At 72.4% G+C, this 17,296-nt stretch carries 18 protein-coding genes and 1 pseudogene; 9 read left to right on the forward strand and 10 right to left on the reverse strand.

Annotation, left to right across the window (positions count from 1 at the left end; translation table 11 throughout):
- Positions 1-6: 6 nt before the first annotated feature.
- From ACIRSU_RS30000 to ACIRSU_RS30010, 3 genes are all read left to right on the forward strand, one after another.
- The gene (locus tag ACIRSU_RS30000) at positions 7-1,140 is read left to right on the forward strand and encodes an AraC family transcriptional regulator (protein WP_403798662.1); all 1,134 of its coding nucleotides are present in this window, start codon (positions 7-9) and stop codon (positions 1,138-1,140) included.
- Between the two features lie 79 nt (positions 1,141-1,219).
- Entirely contained in the window at positions 1,220-2,101 is an 882-nt protein-coding gene (locus ACIRSU_RS30005; RefSeq protein ID WP_403798665.1) for an AzlC family ABC transporter permease, read from the forward strand.
- Positions 2,098-2,406 (forward strand): AzlD domain-containing protein, encoded by a 309-nt coding sequence (locus ACIRSU_RS30010; RefSeq protein WP_403798668.1) that lies wholly within the window; start codon positions 2,098-2,100, stop codon positions 2,404-2,406. Before ACIRSU_RS30005 ends, ACIRSU_RS30010 begins: the two co-directional genes overlap by 4 nt.
- A 47-nt stretch (positions 2,407-2,453) precedes the next feature.
- On the opposite strand, the gene ACIRSU_RS30015 is transcribed toward ACIRSU_RS30010, so the two are convergent.
- Positions 2,454-3,425: a hypothetical protein gene (locus tag ACIRSU_RS30015; RefSeq protein WP_403798670.1), complete on the reverse strand. Its 972-nt coding sequence runs from the start codon at positions 3,423-3,425 to the stop codon at positions 2,454-2,456.
- A 79-nt stretch (positions 3,426-3,504) separates the two neighbouring features.
- On the opposite strand from ACIRSU_RS30015, the gene ACIRSU_RS30020 reads away from it, so the two are divergent.
- From ACIRSU_RS30020 to recX, 4 genes and pseudogenes are all read left to right on the forward strand, one after another.
- Positions 3,505-3,699, forward strand: coding sequence for a DUF3046 domain-containing protein (locus ACIRSU_RS30020; RefSeq protein WP_403798673.1), 195 nt, complete (start codon positions 3,505-3,507; stop codon positions 3,697-3,699).
- A 337-nt stretch (positions 3,700-4,036) separates the two neighbouring features.
- Entirely contained in the window at positions 4,037-5,152 is a 1,116-nt protein-coding gene (locus ACIRSU_RS30025) for an AI-2E family transporter (RefSeq protein ID WP_403799278.1), read from the forward strand.
- Positions 5,153-5,351: 199 nt separating this feature from the next.
- Positions 5,352-6,485, forward strand: a complete 1,134-nt coding sequence (gene recA / locus ACIRSU_RS30030) for a recombinase RecA (RefSeq protein WP_403798676.1) — start codon at positions 5,352-5,354, stop codon at positions 6,483-6,485.
- A pseudogene (recX, locus tag ACIRSU_RS30035) lies at positions 6,379-7,056 on the forward strand (recombination regulator RecX); the annotation flags it as partial. The gene recA and the pseudogene recX, both read left to right, overlap by 107 nt.
- 169 nt (positions 7,057-7,225) lie before the next feature.
- On the opposite strand, the gene ACIRSU_RS30040 reads toward recX, so the two are convergent.
- The 8 genes from ACIRSU_RS30040 to ACIRSU_RS30075 form a co-directional block, all read right to left on the reverse strand.
- Complete coding sequence (locus ACIRSU_RS30040) at positions 7,226-7,648, reverse strand: rhodanese-like domain-containing protein (protein ID WP_403799281.1); 423 nt, start codon at positions 7,646-7,648, stop codon at positions 7,226-7,228.
- A 65-nt stretch (positions 7,649-7,713) separates the two neighbouring features.
- Positions 7,714-8,286, reverse strand: a complete 573-nt coding sequence (locus ACIRSU_RS30045; protein WP_403798679.1) for a cysteine dioxygenase — start codon at positions 8,284-8,286, stop codon at positions 7,714-7,716.
- 43 nt (positions 8,287-8,329) lie between these two features.
- Positions 8,330-8,437, reverse strand: coding sequence for a putative leader peptide (locus ACIRSU_RS30050; RefSeq protein WP_403798682.1), 108 nt, complete (start codon positions 8,435-8,437; stop codon positions 8,330-8,332).
- A gap of 11 nt (positions 8,438-8,448) precedes the next feature.
- Complete coding sequence (locus ACIRSU_RS30055; RefSeq protein WP_403798685.1) at positions 8,449-10,116, reverse strand: FAD-dependent monooxygenase; 1,668 nt, start codon at positions 10,114-10,116, stop codon at positions 8,449-8,451.
- A gap of 191 nt (positions 10,117-10,307) precedes the next feature.
- A complete protein-coding gene (locus ACIRSU_RS30060; RefSeq protein WP_403798687.1) occupies positions 10,308-11,210 on the reverse strand; it encodes an amino acid ABC transporter permease in 903 nt (300 codons plus the stop codon).
- Complete coding sequence (locus ACIRSU_RS30065; RefSeq protein WP_403798690.1) at positions 11,207-11,854, reverse strand: amino acid ABC transporter permease; 648 nt, start codon at positions 11,852-11,854, stop codon at positions 11,207-11,209. The genes ACIRSU_RS30060 and ACIRSU_RS30065 overlap by 4 nt, the downstream gene beginning before the upstream one ends.
- A 134-nt stretch (positions 11,855-11,988) precedes the next feature.
- Positions 11,989-12,906: a glutamate ABC transporter substrate-binding protein gene (locus tag ACIRSU_RS30070; protein WP_403798692.1), complete on the reverse strand. Its 918-nt coding sequence runs from the start codon at positions 12,904-12,906 to the stop codon at positions 11,989-11,991.
- A 179-nt stretch (positions 12,907-13,085) separates the two neighbouring features.
- Complete coding sequence (locus ACIRSU_RS30075; RefSeq protein ID WP_403798695.1) at positions 13,086-13,871, reverse strand: amino acid ABC transporter ATP-binding protein; 786 nt, start codon at positions 13,869-13,871, stop codon at positions 13,086-13,088.
- Between the two features lie 247 nt (positions 13,872-14,118).
- Between ACIRSU_RS30075 and ACIRSU_RS30080 the strand changes: the two genes are divergently transcribed.
- Positions 14,119-14,826: a response regulator transcription factor gene (locus ACIRSU_RS30080; protein ID WP_403798698.1), complete on the forward strand. Its 708-nt coding sequence runs from the start codon at positions 14,119-14,121 to the stop codon at positions 14,824-14,826.
- An 18-nt stretch (positions 14,827-14,844) separates the two neighbouring features.
- Complete coding sequence (locus ACIRSU_RS30085) at positions 14,845-16,245, forward strand: ATP-binding protein (protein ID WP_403798699.1); 1,401 nt, start codon at positions 14,845-14,847, stop codon at positions 16,243-16,245.
- 48 nt (positions 16,246-16,293) lie between these two features.
- On the opposite strand, the gene ACIRSU_RS30090 is transcribed toward ACIRSU_RS30085, so the two are convergent.
- Positions 16,294-17,292: a TAXI family TRAP transporter solute-binding subunit gene (locus tag ACIRSU_RS30090; RefSeq protein ID WP_403798702.1), complete on the reverse strand. Its 999-nt coding sequence runs from the start codon at positions 17,290-17,292 to the stop codon at positions 16,294-16,296.
- Positions 17,293-17,296: the final 4 nt, after the last annotated feature.

Below are 17,296 nucleotides of genomic sequence, written 5' to 3' on the forward strand. Positions count from 1 at the left end.
GAGGATATGGCGAGCTCTGACGCGCAGAACGGCGACGAGGACCGGACGTCTGTGACGCCGCAGCCCGGCAGCCGCGACGCGTCGGGCTCGGCGCCGCCCGGCACCGGCGGGCCCGGCCCGTGGCGGCCGACTGCCGACCGGACCGGGGTGCGGCCGCGTGGAGAGGCGGGCGCCGCGGGCGGCCGGGGTGGTGTGCCGGGCGTCGGGGGCGCGGGTGCGGCGGTTCGCGGGGGCGGGGACGGCCGGGGCGCGGTGCGGCCGCGGGGGCACGCGGTTGCCGAGGGCGACCGGAGTGGGGCGCCGGGCGGCGGCCCCGGGCGGGCCGGGGAACGAGCGCGGTACTGGCAGCCGGTCGGGCTGCCCGGGGTGGATCTGCTGCACGCGCACTACGTGCGCAAGTCGTTCTCCCGGCACACGCACGAGAGCTTCGTCTTCGCGGCCATCACCGAGGGCGTCGAGGCGTTCCACTACGGCAGCGACCTCGTGCAGGCCGGTCCCGGCCAGATCGCGCTGGTCAACCCCGACACCCCGCACACCGGGCACGCCGGCGTGCCCGAGGGCTGGACGTACCGCACGATCTACCCCGACGCCGAGCTGATCCGCGCCATCGCGGACGACACGATCGCGCTGCGCGGCGGCGTCGGCTTCACCACGCCCGTCGTGGACGACCCGTACGCGGCCCAGCTCGTCGTCGGCGTGCACCGGGCCGCCGAGGAGGGCAACGCGCTCGCCGCCGACAGCCTGCTGCGGCTGGTCACCGCGCGGATGCTGCGCAGCCACGGCGGCCGGATCACCCCGCTGGCCCCGCGCGCGGCGGGAGCACGGGACGCGGCACGCGCGCGTGCGCTCCTGGAGGAGCGGATGGCCGAGCCGCCGACCCTGGAGCGGCTCGCCGCCGAGCTCGGCACCAGCCCCTTCGCGCTGCTGCGGGCGTTCCGGGCCGCGTACGGGATGCCGCCGCACACCTGGCTGACCGACGCCCGGGTCCGGCGGGCCCGGCGCCTCCTGGACGCGGGAACGCCACCGGCCGAGGCGGCCGTCACGGTCGGGTTCACCGACCAGTCGCACCTCAACCGGCACTTCACCCGGAGCATCGGGGTGCCGCCGGGCGCGTACCAGCGGGCCCGCAAAGCGCGCTGACCGGGCCGCGGCCCCCGCGAGGCGGCCGGCGCAAGAACGTACAAGACCGGTCGCGAACCGCCCTCGTACCGTCGCTGACGTGGCAGAACAGACAGCATCTCCCGCGATACCCGTACGTGAAGAGCCTCCCGAGCCCCCTGCGACCCCCGCCAAGAGCGACGCCGCCGTCGTGCGCGACGCCCTCGGGGTCGGCATCGCCGTCGGGCTCTCCGGCTTCGCCTTCGGTGTGACCTCGGCCGGCTCCGGGCTCAGCCTGCTCCAGACCTGCGTGCTGAGCCTGTTCGTCTTCACCGGCGCCTCGCAGTTCGCCCTGGTGGGCGCGCTCGCGGCGGGCGGGAACCCGTTCACGGCCGCCGCCGGGGCCTTCTTCCTCGGCACCCGCAACGCCTTCTACGGGCTGCGGCTGTCCCAGCTGCTCGCGCTGCGCCGGCTCGTGCGGCCGTTCGCCGCGCAGTGGGTGATCGACGAGACCACGGCCGTGGCCCTCGCCCAGCCCACCCGCCGGGCCGCCCGCATCGGCTTCACCGTCACCGGCCTCAGCCTGTACGTGCTGTGGAACGTCTCGACGCTGCTCGGCGCGCTCGGCGCGGAGGCCATCGGCGACACCCGCGTCTGGGGCCTGGACGCGGCCGGCCCCGCGGTCTTCCTCGCATTGCTGGCGCCCATGCTGAAGACCGCCACCGAACGTGCCACCGCCGCCCTCGCCGTGCTGCTCGGCCTGGGCCTGCTGCCCGTGCTCCCGGCCGGCGTGCCGGTCCTGGCCGCCGCGCTCGCCGCACCTGCCGTGCTCTGGCTCCGGGGCCGCCGCGCAGGCCGTGACCCCCGCGAAGACCGCGCCCCCGGCGACCGCCGCGAAGACCGCGCCCCCGGCGAAGGCCGCGACCCCCGCGAAGACCGGGCCCCCGGCGACCGCCGCGCCCCCGGCGACCGCCGTGACCCTCGCAAGGAGAGTGTCCGATGAACGTCTGGCTCGCCATCGCGCTGACCGCCGCCGGCTGCTACCTGGTCAAACTGCTCGGCCTGCTCGTCCCGGCCGACACCCTGGAACGCCCGCTCGTCCAGAAGCTCGCCGCGCTGGTCCCGGTCGCCCTGCTCGCGGCCCTCACCGCCCAGCAGACCTTCAGTGCCCAGGGCACGCTCACCCTCGACGCCCGCGCCGCCGGCCTCGGCGCGGCGGCCGTCGCACTGCTCCTGAGGGCCCCGTTCCTGGTCGTCGTCGGCGCGGCCGTGCTCGTCACGGCAGGGGTCCGGGCGCTGACCGGCTGACGGCCGGGGCGCCGAGCGGCTGGTGCCGGGCCTGGCGACCGGCGTCCTCAGCCGATCGTCCGGCCGTGTGCGCGCAGCGTCCGCAGTGCCTCCACGGTGACGATCGGGCGCCACTCCAGGGCCGAGCCCGGCGCCCACTGGCGCCAGCTGATCGGCCAGCCGCCGTCCGCGTCCTGGGCGGCGGCGAGGTGGTCGAGGGACCGGGCCATCTCCTCCTCGGTGAACCAGCGGCGGGCGAGCGAGTCCGGCACGCGCGCGTAGTCGTGCGGGTAGTGGTGCTCGCCCGGCGCGTAGCCCGCGGCGACCGGGTAGTCCTCCGGCCGCTCCGGGTCGAGCACCGCGAGCCCCTGCTCGCGCACCATGCGGCCGAGCCGGTCGCTCGCCGCCTGCGCGCGGGCGCGGTCCGGGACGCCGTCGAGGAAGGCGACGGCGGCCTGGATCTCGTACGGATGGGACTTCTCCAGGGCGTCCACGGCGGCCCAGCAGAACTCGGTCGCCCGGAACAGCCAGGCGTGCCAGACCTGGTTGCGGTGCAGCAGGCCGACCACCGGGCCGGTGGCGAGCAGCTCGCTCGGCGGGGCGTCGACGACCGGCACGAACGGCGCCGCCGGATAGCCGCGTTGGGAAGGGTGCACGGCGGGCAGCGCGCCGTCGTGGGTGGACACCTCGGTCAGATAGCGGCAGATCCGCTCGACCCGCAGCCCGCCGCACCGGCCGATGGAGTCGAGCACCCGCAGTGCGTGCGCGGTGTGCAGGGGCTGGCTGACCGGTCCGCGCAGATCGGGTTCGAGGGCGTGGCCGTAGCCGCCGTCCTCGTTGAGGTACGCGGTGAGCGCGGCCTCGACCGGGTCCGCGCCGCCGCGCAGGAAGTGGTAGGCGAACCGGCGCTGTTCGAGCACGCGGGCGGTCAGCCACACGAACCGCTCGGCCCGCGCGAGCGGCGAGGCGTGTGCGGACCCCGACACCGACTCGAGCGGAGACGCGGACGGAGCGGGGATTTCTGGAGGATTTCCGGCCATGTTCCGACCGTAGGCGGGAAACCGCGTCTGACAAGGGCTTCGGCCCGGGCTGCACTCGTGAGGGCGGGATACTGGGGTCATGCGGTTGACGATTTTCTGGGAACTGATGGCCGACCACTTCGGTGCGTCCTACGCGGAGACCTTCGCCCGGGACCATGTGATGTCGGAGCTCGGCGGACGCACGGTGCACGAGGCACTGGACGCCGGCTGGGAGGCCAAGGACGTCTGGCGGGCGGTGTGCACGGCGGTCGGGGTACCGGCCGAGAAGCGATGATGTGACGGGTCCGGGCAGGAATGTCCGTGCGGTGCGCGAGACTGGCGGGGTGGCCCCGACTGACGCGAACGACGAGACCGACGACGAGACCCGTGACGACACCCACCCCGACCTCCGTCCCGAACCGCTCCCCGAACCCCGCTCCGCCCACGGGCCCGGCCCCCGTCCCGGCCCGCGCGGCAGCACGGCCGGCACGGTGACCGCCGACCCGGCCGCGTCCGGCCCGGCGGCGTCCGACGCGGAGACGACCACCCGGTCCGCGTCCGGCCCGGCCGCGACCGGTCCGGCCCCGACCGCCCCGCCCGCGGCCGACCCCGCCTCCGGCGGCGTCGCGCGGATGCCTCGCTGGCTGCCCCGCGCCCTGGTGCTCGCTCTGGCCCTCTACGCCTGCTTCCAGCTCGGCAGCTGGGCCTTCCACCAGCTCATCGGGCTGCTCGTCAACGCCTTGCTCGCCTTCTTCCTGGCCCTCGCCATCGAGCCGGCCGTCGGACGGATGGCGGCGCGCGGGATGCGCCGGGGGCTCGCCACCTTCCTGGTCTTCTTCGCCGTGCTCATCGCCGGCACCGGCTTCGTCGTGATGCTCGGCTCGATGCTCGCGGGCCAGATCGTCGACATGGTCGAGAACTTCCCCAAGTACCTCGACCTGCTGATCAACTGGATCAACCAGCACTTCCACACCGAGCTGTCCCGGGTCGCGGTCCAGGACAGCGTGCTGCGCTCCGGCTGGCTGCAGAAGTACGTGCAGAACAGCGCCTCCGGTGTCCTCGACGTCTCGGCGACCCTGCTCGGCGGCATGTTCAAGCTGCTGACGATCTTCCTCTTCGCCTTCTACTTCGCCGCCGACGGGCCCCGGCTGCGCCGCGCGCTGTGCTCCGTGCTGCCGCCGGCCAAGCAGACCGAGGTGCTGCGGGCCTGGGAGATCGCCGTCGACAAGACCGGCGGCTACCTCTACTCGCGCGGCCTGATGGCGCTGATCTCGGGGGTGGCGCACTTCGTGCTCTTCGAGATCCTGGGCGTGCCGTACGCGCCGGCGCTCGGCGTCTGGGTCGGCCTGGTCTCGCAGTTCATCCCGACCATCGGCACCTACCTCGCGGGCGCCCTGCCGATGCTGATCGCCTTCACCGTGGACCCCTGGTACGCGCTGTGGGTGCTGGTCTTCGTCGTGGTCTACCAGCAGTTCGAGAACTACATGCTGCAGCCCAAGCTGACGTCGAAGACCGTGGACATCCATCCGGCCGTGGCCTTCGGCTCGGTCATCGCGGGCACGGCCCTGCTCGGCGCCGTCGGCGCCCTGATCGCCATCCCCGCCGTCGCCACCCTCCAGGCGTTCCTCGGCGCCTACGTGAGGCGGTACGACGTGACCGACGACCCGCGCGTGCACGGCCACCGGCGGTACGGGGAGGCGGTCGTCGCCCGGCTGCAGAGGGCGCTGCACCAGCGGAAGGAGCAGTAGCCGCGGGCGGGTGCGGCACCGGCGTGGTGCGCTTGACACCAAAATCGAACATCCATTCTTATGGATTCCCGGGCCTTGGAACCACGGGCTTGTCGCCGAGTTATCCACAGGCTGAGAGGGACGCCGGGGCCCATTGTCAGTGGCAGGGGTTAGCGTCTTTCACATGAAGCGATCGACTCAAGCAAACCGGGTGGAACCCATGGCAGGAACCGACCGCGAGAAGGCGCTCGACGCCGCGCTCGCACAGATTGAACGGCAATTCGGCAAGGGTGCCGTCATGCGCATGGGAGAGCGCTCGAGGGAGCCGATCGAGGTCATCCCGACCGGTTCGACCGCCCTCGACGTCGCGCTCGGCGTCGGCGGCCTGCCGCGCGGCCGTGTCGTGGAGATCTACGGCCCGGAGTCCTCCGGTAAGACGACCCTGACCCTGCACGCCGTCGCCAACGCGCAGAAGGCCGGCGGCCAGGTCGCCTTCGTGGACGCCGAGCACGCGCTCGACCCCGAGTACGCCCGCAAGCTGGGCGTCGACATCGACAACCTCATCCTGTCCCAGCCGGACAACGGTGAGCAGGCCCTCGAGATCGTCGACATGCTGGTGCGCTCCGGCGCCCTCGACCTGATCGTCATCGACTCCGTCGCCGCGCTCGTCCCGCGTGCGGAGATCGAGGGCGAGATGGGCGACTCGCACGTCGGTCTCCAGGCCCGACTGATGAGCCAGGCGCTGCGGAAGATCACCAGCGCGCTCAACCAGTCCAAGACCACCGCGATCTTCATCAACCAGCTCCGCGAGAAGATCGGTGTGATGTTCGGCTCGCCGGAGACCACGACCGGTGGCCGCGCCCTGAAGTTCTACGCCTCCGTGCGCATCGACATCCGCCGCATCGAGACCCTGAAGGACGGCACGGAGGCGGTCGGCAACCGCACCCGCTGCAAGGTCGTCAAGAACAAGGTCGCGCCCCCGTTCAAGCAGGCCGAGTTCGACATCCTCTACGGCCAGGGCATCAGCCGCGAGGGCGGCCTGATCGACATGGGTGTGGAGCACGGCTTCGTCCGCAAGGCCGGTGCCTGGTACACCTACGAGGGCGACCAGCTCGGCCAGGGCAAGGAGAACGCCCGCAACTTCCTGAAGGACAACCCCGACCTCGCCAACGAGATCGAGAAGAAGATCAAGGAGAAGCTGGGCGTCGGCGTGCGGCCCGAGGAGCCCTCGGCGGAGCCGGGCGCGGACGCCGCCGCGAGCGGCACGGACGCGGCGGGCGACGAGGCGGCCAAGTCCGTCCCGGCCCCGGCCAAGGCCGCCAAGGCGACCAAGGCCACCGCGGCCAAGAGCTGAGCCGGTGACCGGTCGCACCGAATGGCCGGACGACAGCCCCGACTCGTCGAGGGCCGAGAAGGAGCTGTCGTCCCAGGACCCGGCTGAGCGGGCGCGGGCGATCTGCCTGCGCCTGCTCACCGGGACCCCCCGCACCCGCAAGCAGCTCGCCGACGCCCTGCGCAAGCGGGAGATCCCGGACGAGGTCGCCGAGGAGGTGCTCTCCCGCTTCGAGGACGTCGGGCTCATCGACGACGCGGCCTTCGCCGGGGCCTGGGTCGACTCCCGGCACCACGGCCGCGGCCTGGCCCGCCGGGCCCTCGCCCGCGAGCTGCGCACCAAGGGCGTCGACCCCACCCTGATCCAGGAGGCGGTCGACCGGCTCGACTCCGACCAGGAGGAGGCCCGGGCCCGCGAGCTCGTCGACCGCAAGCTGCGCGCCACCCGCGGCCTCGACCGCGACCGGCGGCTGCGCAGACTCGCCGGCATGCTCGCCCGCAAGGGATACCCCGAGGGCATGGCGCTGCGGGTGGTCCGCCAGGCCCTGGCGGAAGAGGGCGAGGACACCGAGGGCCTGGAGGAGCCGTTCTAGGGGGTGTCTTGTCGATCAGGCCGGATCAGGGAGCGGCGTCTGGTGCCGTGCATCGCAAGGCGGAGGAGGGAGTCCATGCGGAGCATCGGCGACCGACGACAACGCGGCGAGGCGCGGTGCCAGGCGCCGCGAGCCCGGCATGATCGGCGAGACACCCCCTAGGGCCCGCCTAGCCCGTGGCCGTGCGCCTCGGGAGCAGGACCGGGAGGCCTGCCGCCTTCCAGGCCTGGAAGCCGCCGATGACGTCGGTCGCGCGGCGCAGGCCCAGCCGGCGCAGGGACTCGGCGGCGAGGGAGGAGGCGTAGCCCTCGTTGCAGAGGACCACGACCCGTAGATCGTGGCTGTCGGCCTCGGGGAGGCGATGGCTGCCGAGCGGGTCGAGGCGCCATTCCAGCTCGTTGCGCTCGACGACCAGCGCGCCCGGGATCAGGCCGTCCCGTTCGCGCAGGGCCGCGTAGCGGGTGTCGACCAGCAGGGCGTCCCCCGCGCGGTAGGCCGCGTGGGCGGCGCGGGCGTCGATCCGGTCCAGGCCGGCCCGTACCCGCTCCAACAACTCGTCGATCCCGACTCGATCGCCGACCCGATCACCGATCCGATCGCCGGTCGATTCGCCGGTCGGTACGCCGGTCAGTCCACCGGCCCGTTCGTCGTTCACGTTCACTGCCAGTCCTCCGGGCGCTCGACCTGCTCCAGGCGCAGGACCGCGCCGGTCCGGCTGAAGCGGCGGATCAGGGGGAGCGGCGGGTAGTAGGCGTGCACCGAGATCGCGTGACCGTCGGGGGACTCGTTGAGCACCTCGTGCACATGGTGGCGGCCGAAGGCCCGGCCGCGGCCGGCCGGGAGGGTGCGGCTGCGGTCGACGTCGTCGGCGAGTTCCAGGTTCTTCCAGCCGCCCGCGGGGAGCCGCACCGCGAGGGAGTTCTCGCGCAGGGTGCCGCGCGCGGTGGCGAAGGCGCCGAGCGACTCGGCGTGGTCGTGCCAGCCGGTGCCGGTGCCGGGCGGCCAGCCGATGAGCCAGGCCTCGCTGCCGCCCGGGCCGTCGAGCCGCACCCAGGTACGGCCCTCGGGGTCGAGCGGAAGCGAGTCGATCAGCGCGGTGTCGGCGGCCGTGCGCCGGACGAAGTCCAGCAGATCGGCCTGGCCGGGGGAGACAAGAGAGGCGGGGGAGGTGGGGGACCCGGGTGAGGGGGAGCCCGGAACGGGCGCAGGGGTGTGCTGAGTCTGGGGCACGGATGACCGTCCTGAGGTTCGCGAAGCTGCAAGGGAGGCGAATTCAGCAGGACGGGCGACACACGCAGCCCGCGTAGCGGATCAGGTCCACATGGACCCTCCGCCACAGGCGCACAGGGGTGTCGGTCACGCTCCGGAGTACACCACGCACGCCCGCGGTGGTCAATTGGCCTCAGCCACCGCGTCCTCGCTCGCCTCGGCCTCCGCTGCCTCCGCCGCCTCCTCGTCCGCATCGCTCCCGCCCCGTACCGCGTCCGCCGCCGCGTGCAGCTCCTCCGGCCGCACTCCGGCGAAGGCGGCGGCCAGATGGCCGTCGGGCCGGACGAGCAGCACCGCGTGGGCCGGCGCGCCCGGATAGGCCTCGGTGACCAGCAGCTCCGCCGGGGCGGGCAGCGCGTCCACGGCCTCGGCGAGCCGGGGCATCACGCCCGCGCTCACCCAGTGCCGGCGGTCCCACACCCCGGTGCCGGGGGCGACGAGCACGACGAGCAGCCGGCCCTGACCGAGCCGGTCCCGGAGCCGTACGGTCGTGCCGTCGGGCGCGGTCACCCGTACGTCCTCGACCGGACCGCCGTCCGGTGTGCCCACCGGGATGCGGCCCTCGGTGGGCTCGGGCGCGAGCGGCGAGTGCGGATAGGCGGGCAGCGCGCCCAGCGGACCGCGGCCCAGGTGCCCGTCGGCGAGCAGGGTGTCGTGGCTCCGTCCGCCGCCCGGCAGGATGGTGCGCAGCCCACCGCCGCCGCGCAGCACCGGCAGCGCCTGGTCGGCCGCGCGCAGCAGGGCGGCGACCGCGGCCCGGCGCTCGCTCTGGTAGCTGTCGAGCAGCACCGGCGAGGTGTCCGGGTGGTGCCAGGTGTGGGCCAGTTTCCAGGCCAGGTTGTCCACGTCCCGCAGGCCCTCGTCGACGCCCTGGGTGCCGACCGCGCCGAGCAGGTGCGCCGCGTCGCCGGCGAGGAGGACCCGGTCCACCCGCCAGCGCCGGGCGAGCCGGTGGTGCACGGTGTGGACGCCGGTGTCGATGAGCTCGTACGCCGGGGTGGTGCCCTCGCACCAGCCGGCCAGGGTGTCGCGGATGCGGCTGACGAGCGCCTCGGGGGTGACCAGGTCACCGCGCGGCGGCAGCAGCCAGTCGATCCGCCACACCCCGTCGGGCAGCGGCCGCGCGGCGATCTCGTCGCCGACGCCGCGCCACGGCGGCTGACGGTGCAACAGGGCCTCGCCGGCCCAGGGGAGTTCGGTGCGCAGCGCGGCGACCGCGTGCCGTTCCACCGCCGTACGGCCGGGGAAGCGGACGCCGAGCAGCTTGCGCACGATCGAGCGGGCGCCGTCGCAGCCGACCAGATGACTGCCGCGCCACCAGGTGCCGGCCGGTCCCCGGGTGTGGGCGCGGACGCCCAGCGCGTCCTGCTCGATCGTGTCGACCCGGGAGTCGGTGACGAGGGTGACGAGCGGCTGCCGGGCGATGGCGTCGCGCAGGCCGCGGGCGAGCGCGTGCTGCGGGACGTGCAGCGGGGCCGCCGGGGCCTCCGGGCCGTCCGCGGCGCCGTCCTCGCCCGGCAGGCCCAGGTCGAGGGCGACGTGCCGGGTCTGCTGCCGGCGGCGCATCGCCCGCCAGCCGACCCAGCGCAGGCCCTCGTCACGCAGCGTGGCGCAACCGAGCCGCTCGACCAGGGCGGCCATGTCGGCGCGCAGCACGACGGTGCGCGCGGGGCGGGGTTCCTCCTTGCCCGGAGTCTCGTCCAGGACGACGCTGGGCACGTCCTGGGCAGCGAGGGCGAGGGAGAGCGCGAGGCCTACGGGCCCCGCGCCCACGATGATCACCGGGTCCACGGTGCGGCTCCTGAACCTGAATGCGCGCAGGGCCGTACGGTCTCGTTCCGTACGGCCGCGCGGGAAGCACAGCAGAGGGTGGCGCGAGCCCGGAGCTTGATCACAGAACGTATGCAACCCACTGCGGGTGCGTGCGTCAAGTGACAAGGGCAGCGGCGGTCGCCACTGCCCCCGGATGATGTCACATGCCGTCAGTTCTGTGCGGAACCGGCCCCGCCGGTGCCGCCGTGCTGCCCCGCGTCGGCGGTGACGACGACCGCCTGGGCCTCCGCGTCGGAGACCTTGATGCCCGTCTTGGCCCGCCGGCCGCGCTTCTCGATCCAGGTCGCGAGCGCGGACAGCGCCAGGCACAGCGCGATGTAGAGGGCGCCGAAGACCACGATCACGGACACGTACGGGTACTGGCCGTTGACGAGCGTGTTGGAGGCGATCAGGCGGGCCGAGTAGAGCAGCTCGGGGTAGAGGATGACGAAGCCGAGCGAGGTGTCCTTGAGGGTGACCACCAGCTGGCTGATGATCGTCGGCAGCATGGCCCGGACCGCCTGCGGCAGCAGGACGCTGGTCATCACCTGCGTCTTGGTCATGCCGAGCGCGTACGCCGCCTCGCGCTGGCCGCGCGGCACCGCGTTGACGCCGGCGCGCAGCACCTCGGCCTGGACGCAGCCGTTGTAGACCGACAGGCCGAGCGCGAGCGCCCACATCGAGTAGTCGGTGAGGAAGCCGACCCACACCGCGAAGATCGTGATGAGCAGCGGGATCGAGCGGAAGACCTCGATGAAGGCGGTGGCCGCCCAGCGGACCGCCGCGTGGTCGGAGAGCCGGCCGACGGCGAGCAGCACGCCGAGGACGAGGGAGCCGACGGCGGCGAGGCCGAACGCCTTCAGGGTGGCGAGCAGCGCGTCGGCGATGTTCTGCCGGATGCCCGCGTAGTTGAAGATGTCCCACATCGCGTAGTCGAGGTGGCCCTTGTCGCTCAGCCGCATGATGCTGACGACGAGCAGCGCGAGGAGGGCGAGGCTGCCGACGACGGCGTAGATCCGGTTGCGGACCTTGGCCTTGGGGCCGGGCGTGTCGAAGAGAACGCTGGCGCTCATCGGGCGACCTCCAGGTTGCGCTCAAGGAGACGGAAGAGTCCGCTGATGGCGAAGGTGATGACGAGGTAGGCGAGCGCGACCCAGACGAAGATCGGGACGATCGCGTAGCCCTGCTCGCTCATCAGCGTCTGCCAGCCGAACAGTTCGGTGACGCTGAAGGCGCCGGCGATGGCCGAGTTCTTCGTCAGCGCGATGAAGATCGAGCTCAGCGGGGGCAGCACGGTCCGGGTGGCCTGCGGCAGCACGATCAGGCGCAGCGTCTGCGTGAAGGTCAGGCCGAGCGAGCGGGCGGCCTCGGCCTGGCCGAGCGGCACGGTGTTGATGCCGGAGCGGACGGCCTCGCAGACGAACGAGGAGGTGTAGAAGCCGAGCGCGAGCGAGGCGAGCACGAAGGGGCTCATGCCCGGGAAGAGGATCTCCGGGACGACGAAGAAGAAGACCAGGAAGAGCAGCGTCAGCGGGGTGTTGCGCAGCAGCGTCACCCAGGCGGTGCCGAAGAAGCGCAGCGGGGGAACGGGGGAGACCCGGAAGCCGGCGATGACGACGCCGAGCAGCAGCGCGATGACCGAGCTCACGACGGTGATCTCCACGGTTCCTATGAAACCGTTGCGGAACTCCGCGAAATTGTCGAGCAGTACGTTCATGAGGACTCCGCGTCGGCAGTCGGCGGCAGGCTTGCGCGAGGCAGGCTTACGGGCGGGGGGTGGGGCGCCCCGTGGCACCGAGGGGAGGGGGACGGTGCCACGAGGCGCTCACTCAGGGGTGGTTCAGCGGCGGATCAGTAGCGGATGACCGCCGGCGGCGCGGTGTAGGCCGAGCCGGAGAGGCCGAGGGTGGCGTCGTAGATCCGCTTGTAGGTGCCGTCCTTCTCGTGCGACTCGAGGATGCGGTTCACCTCGTCGCGGAGGACCTTGTCCTCCTTGTTCATGCCGACGCCGTACGGCTCCTCGGTGAACGGCTTGCCGACGACCTTGAGCTTGCCGGCGTTGGCGGCGGCGTAGCCCTTGAGGATCGAGTCGTCGGTGGTGACGGCGTCGACCTGCTTGGTGAGCAGCTGCTGGACGCAGTCGGAGTACTTGCCGAGCTCGACGGTCTCCGCGCCGTACTTCGGCTTCTTGATCTCCTGGAGCGGCGTCGAGCCCGTGATCGAGCAGACCTTCTTGCCCTTCAGGGTCTCCGGGCCGGTGATCGCGGTCTCGTCCTTGCGGACCAGGAGGTCGGCGCCGGCCTTGTAGTACGGACCGGCGAAGCCGACCTGCGCCTTGCGCTTGTCGTTGATCGTGTAGGTGCCGACGTAGTAGTCGACCTGGCCCGTGGCGATCGCCGTCTCACGGAGCTTGGAGTCGACCGTCTTCCACTCGATCTTGTCCTCGGAGAAGCCCAGGTCGGCGGCGATCATCTTGGCGATCTCGATGTCGAAACCGGAGCGCTTCTTCGTGGCCTGGTCCTCGAAGCCGAGGTACGGCTGGTCGGCCTTGGAGCCGATGATCAGCTTGCCGCGCTCCTTGGCCTTCTTGAAGGTCGGCGAGTTCAGGTCGACACCGCCGGAGACGGTGTACGTGGGCAGCGCGGGGGCGCCGGAGTCGCCGGGCTTGGCGGCGGGCTTGTCGCCGGCCGAGCCCTCCTTGCCGCCACAGGCGGTCGCGGTCAGCGCGAGCACGGCAACGGCCACGGCCGCGGTCTTGCGGAGCTTCATGGTGAAAATCCCTCAGGTCGTGGATAGTTGATCGTCAGTGTGCAGCAAGTAGCCGGGAGTGACGAAGGAGTTCCGGACGCGTGGCGCCAGGGGGGCGGATCACGGGGACCGTCAGTGGTGGGTCACCGGGGGCCGTCAGTGGCGGTCACGGGGACCGTCGGCGGCGGTTTCGGGGACCGTCAGTGGTGCAGGATCTTCGACAGGAAGTCCTTGGCGCGGTCGCTGCGCGGGTTGCTGAAGAACTCGTCCGGGGTGGCCTGTTCGACGATCCGGCCGTCCGCCATGAACACCACGCGGTTGGCGGCCGAGCGGGCGAAGCCCATCTCGTGCGTGACGACGACCATCGTCATGCCCTCCGCGGCCAGCTGCTGCATGACGTCCAGGACCTCGTTGATCATCTCCGGGTCGAGCGCCGAGGTCGGCTCGTCGAACAGGATGACCTTCGGGCCCATGGCGAGCGCGCGGGCGATGGCCACGCGCTGCTGCTGGCCGCCGGAGAGCTGCGCCGGGTACTTGTCGGCCTGCGTGCCGACGCCGACCCGGTCGAGCAGGGCGCGGGCCTTGGCCTCGGCCTCCTTCTTCTCCACGCCGCGGACCTTGATCTGGCCCAGCATCACGTTCTCGAGCACGGTCTTGTGCGCGAAGAGGTTGAAGGACTGGAAGACCATGCCGACGTCGGACCGCAGTCGCGCCAGCTCCCTGCCCTCCTGGGGCAGCGGCTTCCCGTCGATGGTGATGCTGCCGGAGTCGATCGTCTCCAGACGGTTGATGGTGCGGCACAGTGTGGACTTGCCGGACCCGGACGGACCGATGACCACCACGACCTCGCCGCGGTGGATCGTCAGATCGATGTCCTGGAGCACGTGCAGCGCGCCGAAGTGCTTGTTCACGGCGGACAGCACGACCAGGTCGTCCGTCGCCCGCACGGCGTCCTGCGAACCCTTGGTCACTGACACTCCGCTCATCGGCTTCTCGCTCCGTCCTGCTCGGTTGGGTTGGACACTAGAGATCGGGCGGGACGAGCGTCATCACATCTGAGCGAAGTTTGAGCATAACGATAGGGTCGCGACCGGATACTCTGCGTGAACGGTATGGCCCATGACCTCCGTGCCCTGGTACACAGATAGTCATCACCCCGCGCGTCACCGCGCGCGTCATCCCGTTCATCATCCCGCTCATCACCCCACGCCGAGATCGAAAGAGGAGGGCTCCGTGAGACTGCTGCTCGTCGAAGACGACGACCACGTCGCCGCCGCGCTCTCCGCGATCCTCGCCAAGCACGGCTTCTCCGTCACCCACGCCCGCAACGGCGAGGAGGCGCTGCAGGCCGTGCTGCCCGCCGCGCACGGCGAGCGCCCCTCGTTCGGGGTGATCCTGCTCGACCTCGGCCTGCCGGACCTGGACGGATACCAGGTCTGCGGCCGCATCCGTAAGCTCACCAGCACCCCCGTGATCATGGTGACCGCCCGCTCCGACGTGCGCTCCCGGATCCACGGCCTCAATCTCGGCGCCGACGACTACGTCGTCAAGCCCTACGACACCGGTGAGCTGCTCGCCCGCATCCACGCCGTCAGCCGGCGCAGCGCCGCCGGCGACGAGACCGGCGGCACCGGCGAGGAAAGCACCACCCTGCGGCTCGGCTCCGTCACCGTCGAGCTGCCGACCCGCCGGGTCAGCGTCGACGGCGAGGTCGTCCCGCTCACCCGCAAGGAGTTCGACCTCCTCGCGCTGCTCGCCCAGCGTCCCGGTGTGGTGTTCCGCCGCGAGCAGATCATCAGCGAGGTCTGGCAGACCAGCTGGGAGGGCACCGGCCGCACCCTGGAGGTCCATGTCGCCTCCCTGCGCTCGAAGTTGCGCATGCCCACCCTGATCGAGACCGTGCGGGGCGTCGGCTACCGCCTGGTCCCGCCCGCCGCGTGAGCCCGGCCCCGACCTCCCGTGCGCACCCGTCTCCTCCCGCTCCTGATCGTCCTGATGGCCGGCGTCCTGCTCGCCCTCGGCTTCCCGCTGGCCGCCAGCACCGCCGCCTCCGAACAGCAGCGGGTGGTGGTCGACCGGCTCGACGACTCCGCCCGCTTCGCCGCCCTCGCCCAGTTCGTCAGCGAGAACCGCTTCGTGTTCGACGAGCGCCGCACCACCCTGGGCCGCGAGCTCCTCAGCTACCACGAGGTGTACGGGATCCGGGCCGGCATCTTCTACCGCGACAACCGGTCCATGGCCGCCGCCCCCGAGGACTGGGTCGTCCCGTACGACGGCGAGGCCAGACGCGCCTTCAACGAGGCGCTGCTCGGCCGCCGCAGCCACGACCCCTCGCAGGTCTGGCCCTGGCAGGGCAACGCCCGGCTGATCGTCGCCTCACCGGTCGTACGGGACGGGGACGTCGTCGCCGTCGTCGTCACCGACTCGCCCACCGGCGAGCTGCGCTCCCGCATCCTGCACGGCTGGCTGCTGATCTTCGCCGGCGAGGCGGCCGCCATGCTGCTCGCCGTCGGCGCGGCCTTCCGGCTCACCGGCTGGGTGCTCCGGCCCGTACGCGTCCTGGACGCGGCCACCCACGACATCGCCACCGGCCGGCTGAAGTCCCGCGTCGCCGCCGCCGGCGGACCGCCCGAACTGCGGCGGCTCACCGACTCGTTCAACGAGATGGCCGACCACGTCGAGGACGTCCTCGAACAGCAGCGGGCCTTCGTCGCCGACGCCTCCCACCAGCTGCGCAACCCGCTCGCCGCGCTGCTCCTGCGCATCGAGCTGCTCGCCCTCGAACTGCCGGAGGGCAACGAGGAGATCGCCTCCGTACGGACCGAGGGCAAGCGGCTCGCGCAGGTCCTCGACGACCTGCTCGACCTCGCGCTCGCCGAGCACACCGCCGCCGACCTGCGGCTCACCGACATCGGCGCGCTCACCGCCGAGCGGGTCGCCTCCTGGCGGCCGGTCGGCGACGACAAGGGGGTGGCGATCGTCGCCGACACCGCCGCCCTGACCGCCTGGGCGGACCCGGTGGCGCTGTCCAGCGCGCTCGACGCGGTGATCGACAACGCGCTGAAGTTCACCCCGGCGGGCGAGGACGTCGACGTCGCCGTCCGGCTCACCCCCGGCGGGCGCCTCGTCGAGATCGAGGTCGCCGACCACGGGCCCGGGCTCACCGACGAGGAGCTGGAGCGGGTCGGCGACCGCTTCTGGCGCTCGGGCCGCCACCAGAACGTCAAGGGCTCGGGCCTCGGCCTGTCCATCGCCCGGGTGCTGCTCGCGGCGGGTCACGCCACGATCACGTACGCGAGGAACGAGCCGCACGGCCTGAAGGTGACCGTCCGCGTGCCGCGCGACGACCCGCGCGGGTGATCAGACGACCTCAGGAGCTCAGGGCTCAGGCCTCAGGGCTTCAGGGCTTCAGGGCTTCACGGAGCGGTAGTACCGCCGGGCACCCTCGTGCAGCGGGATCGGGTCGGTGTAGATCGCGGTCCGCAGGTCCACCAGCTGCGCCGGGTGCACCTGGTTGCCGATCCCGTCGCGGCTGCCGATGACCGTACGGGTGATGCCCTCCACCAGGTCGGGATCGGCCGTGTCCATGGTGACCAGGATGTTCGCCACCGCCAGCGTCTCCACCGGGTTGCCGTCCTGGGCGAGCGAGTAGGCGTCGGCCGGGATCACCGCCGAGCGGTAGAAACGGGTGGACTCGCCCACGTCGTGCAGGCTGTCCACCAGGGCGGCGTCCAGCGGCACCAGCCGGATCGGCAGCCGCTCGGACAGCTCCTGCACGGCCTGGGTGGGCAGCCCGCCCGACCAGAAGAAGGCGTCCAGCTTCCCGTGCTCCATGAGCCCCGGCATGGTGTCGATGCCTGCCGACACGGGCTTCACGTCCACGTCCGGGGTGAGCCCGGCGGCCGCCAGGACCCGGTCGGCGATCAGCCGCACGCCCGACCCGGGCTGTCCGACGCCGACGCGCAGCCCGCGCAGATCGGCCACCGACTGGATGGACGAGCCCTTGCGGACGACGAGCTGGACGTAGTCGTCGTAGAGCCGCGCGCAGCCGCGCAGGTGCTCGAAGCCGGGCCTGCGGTCGCGCTGGTACTGGGCCACCGCGTCCGCCGTCGCCACTGTGAAGTCGGCCTCGCCCGAGGCGAGCCGGGCGAGGTTCTGCTGCGAGCCCTCGCTGTCCTTCAGCGTTATCGAGACGTCCGGCAGGTCCTTGGCCAGCGCGCGCTGGAGCAGCGCTCCGTACTTCTGGTAGACGCCCGTCGGTACGCCGGTGCTGAAGGTGATGTGCCCGCTCGGCGTCTTCGCGCCGAACGGAACCAGCCACCACACGAGCACTCCCGCGACCACCAGGAAAGCCGCCGAGACCTGGAGCAGGCGGCGGCGGGCGGTGCGGGAGAGTGCGGCGGGCATGGCG

The sequence above is a fragment of the Streptomyces sp. NPDC101160 genome (genome assembly GCF_044768205.1).
GTDB lineage: Bacteria > Actinomycetota > Actinomycetes > Streptomycetales > Streptomycetaceae > Streptomyces.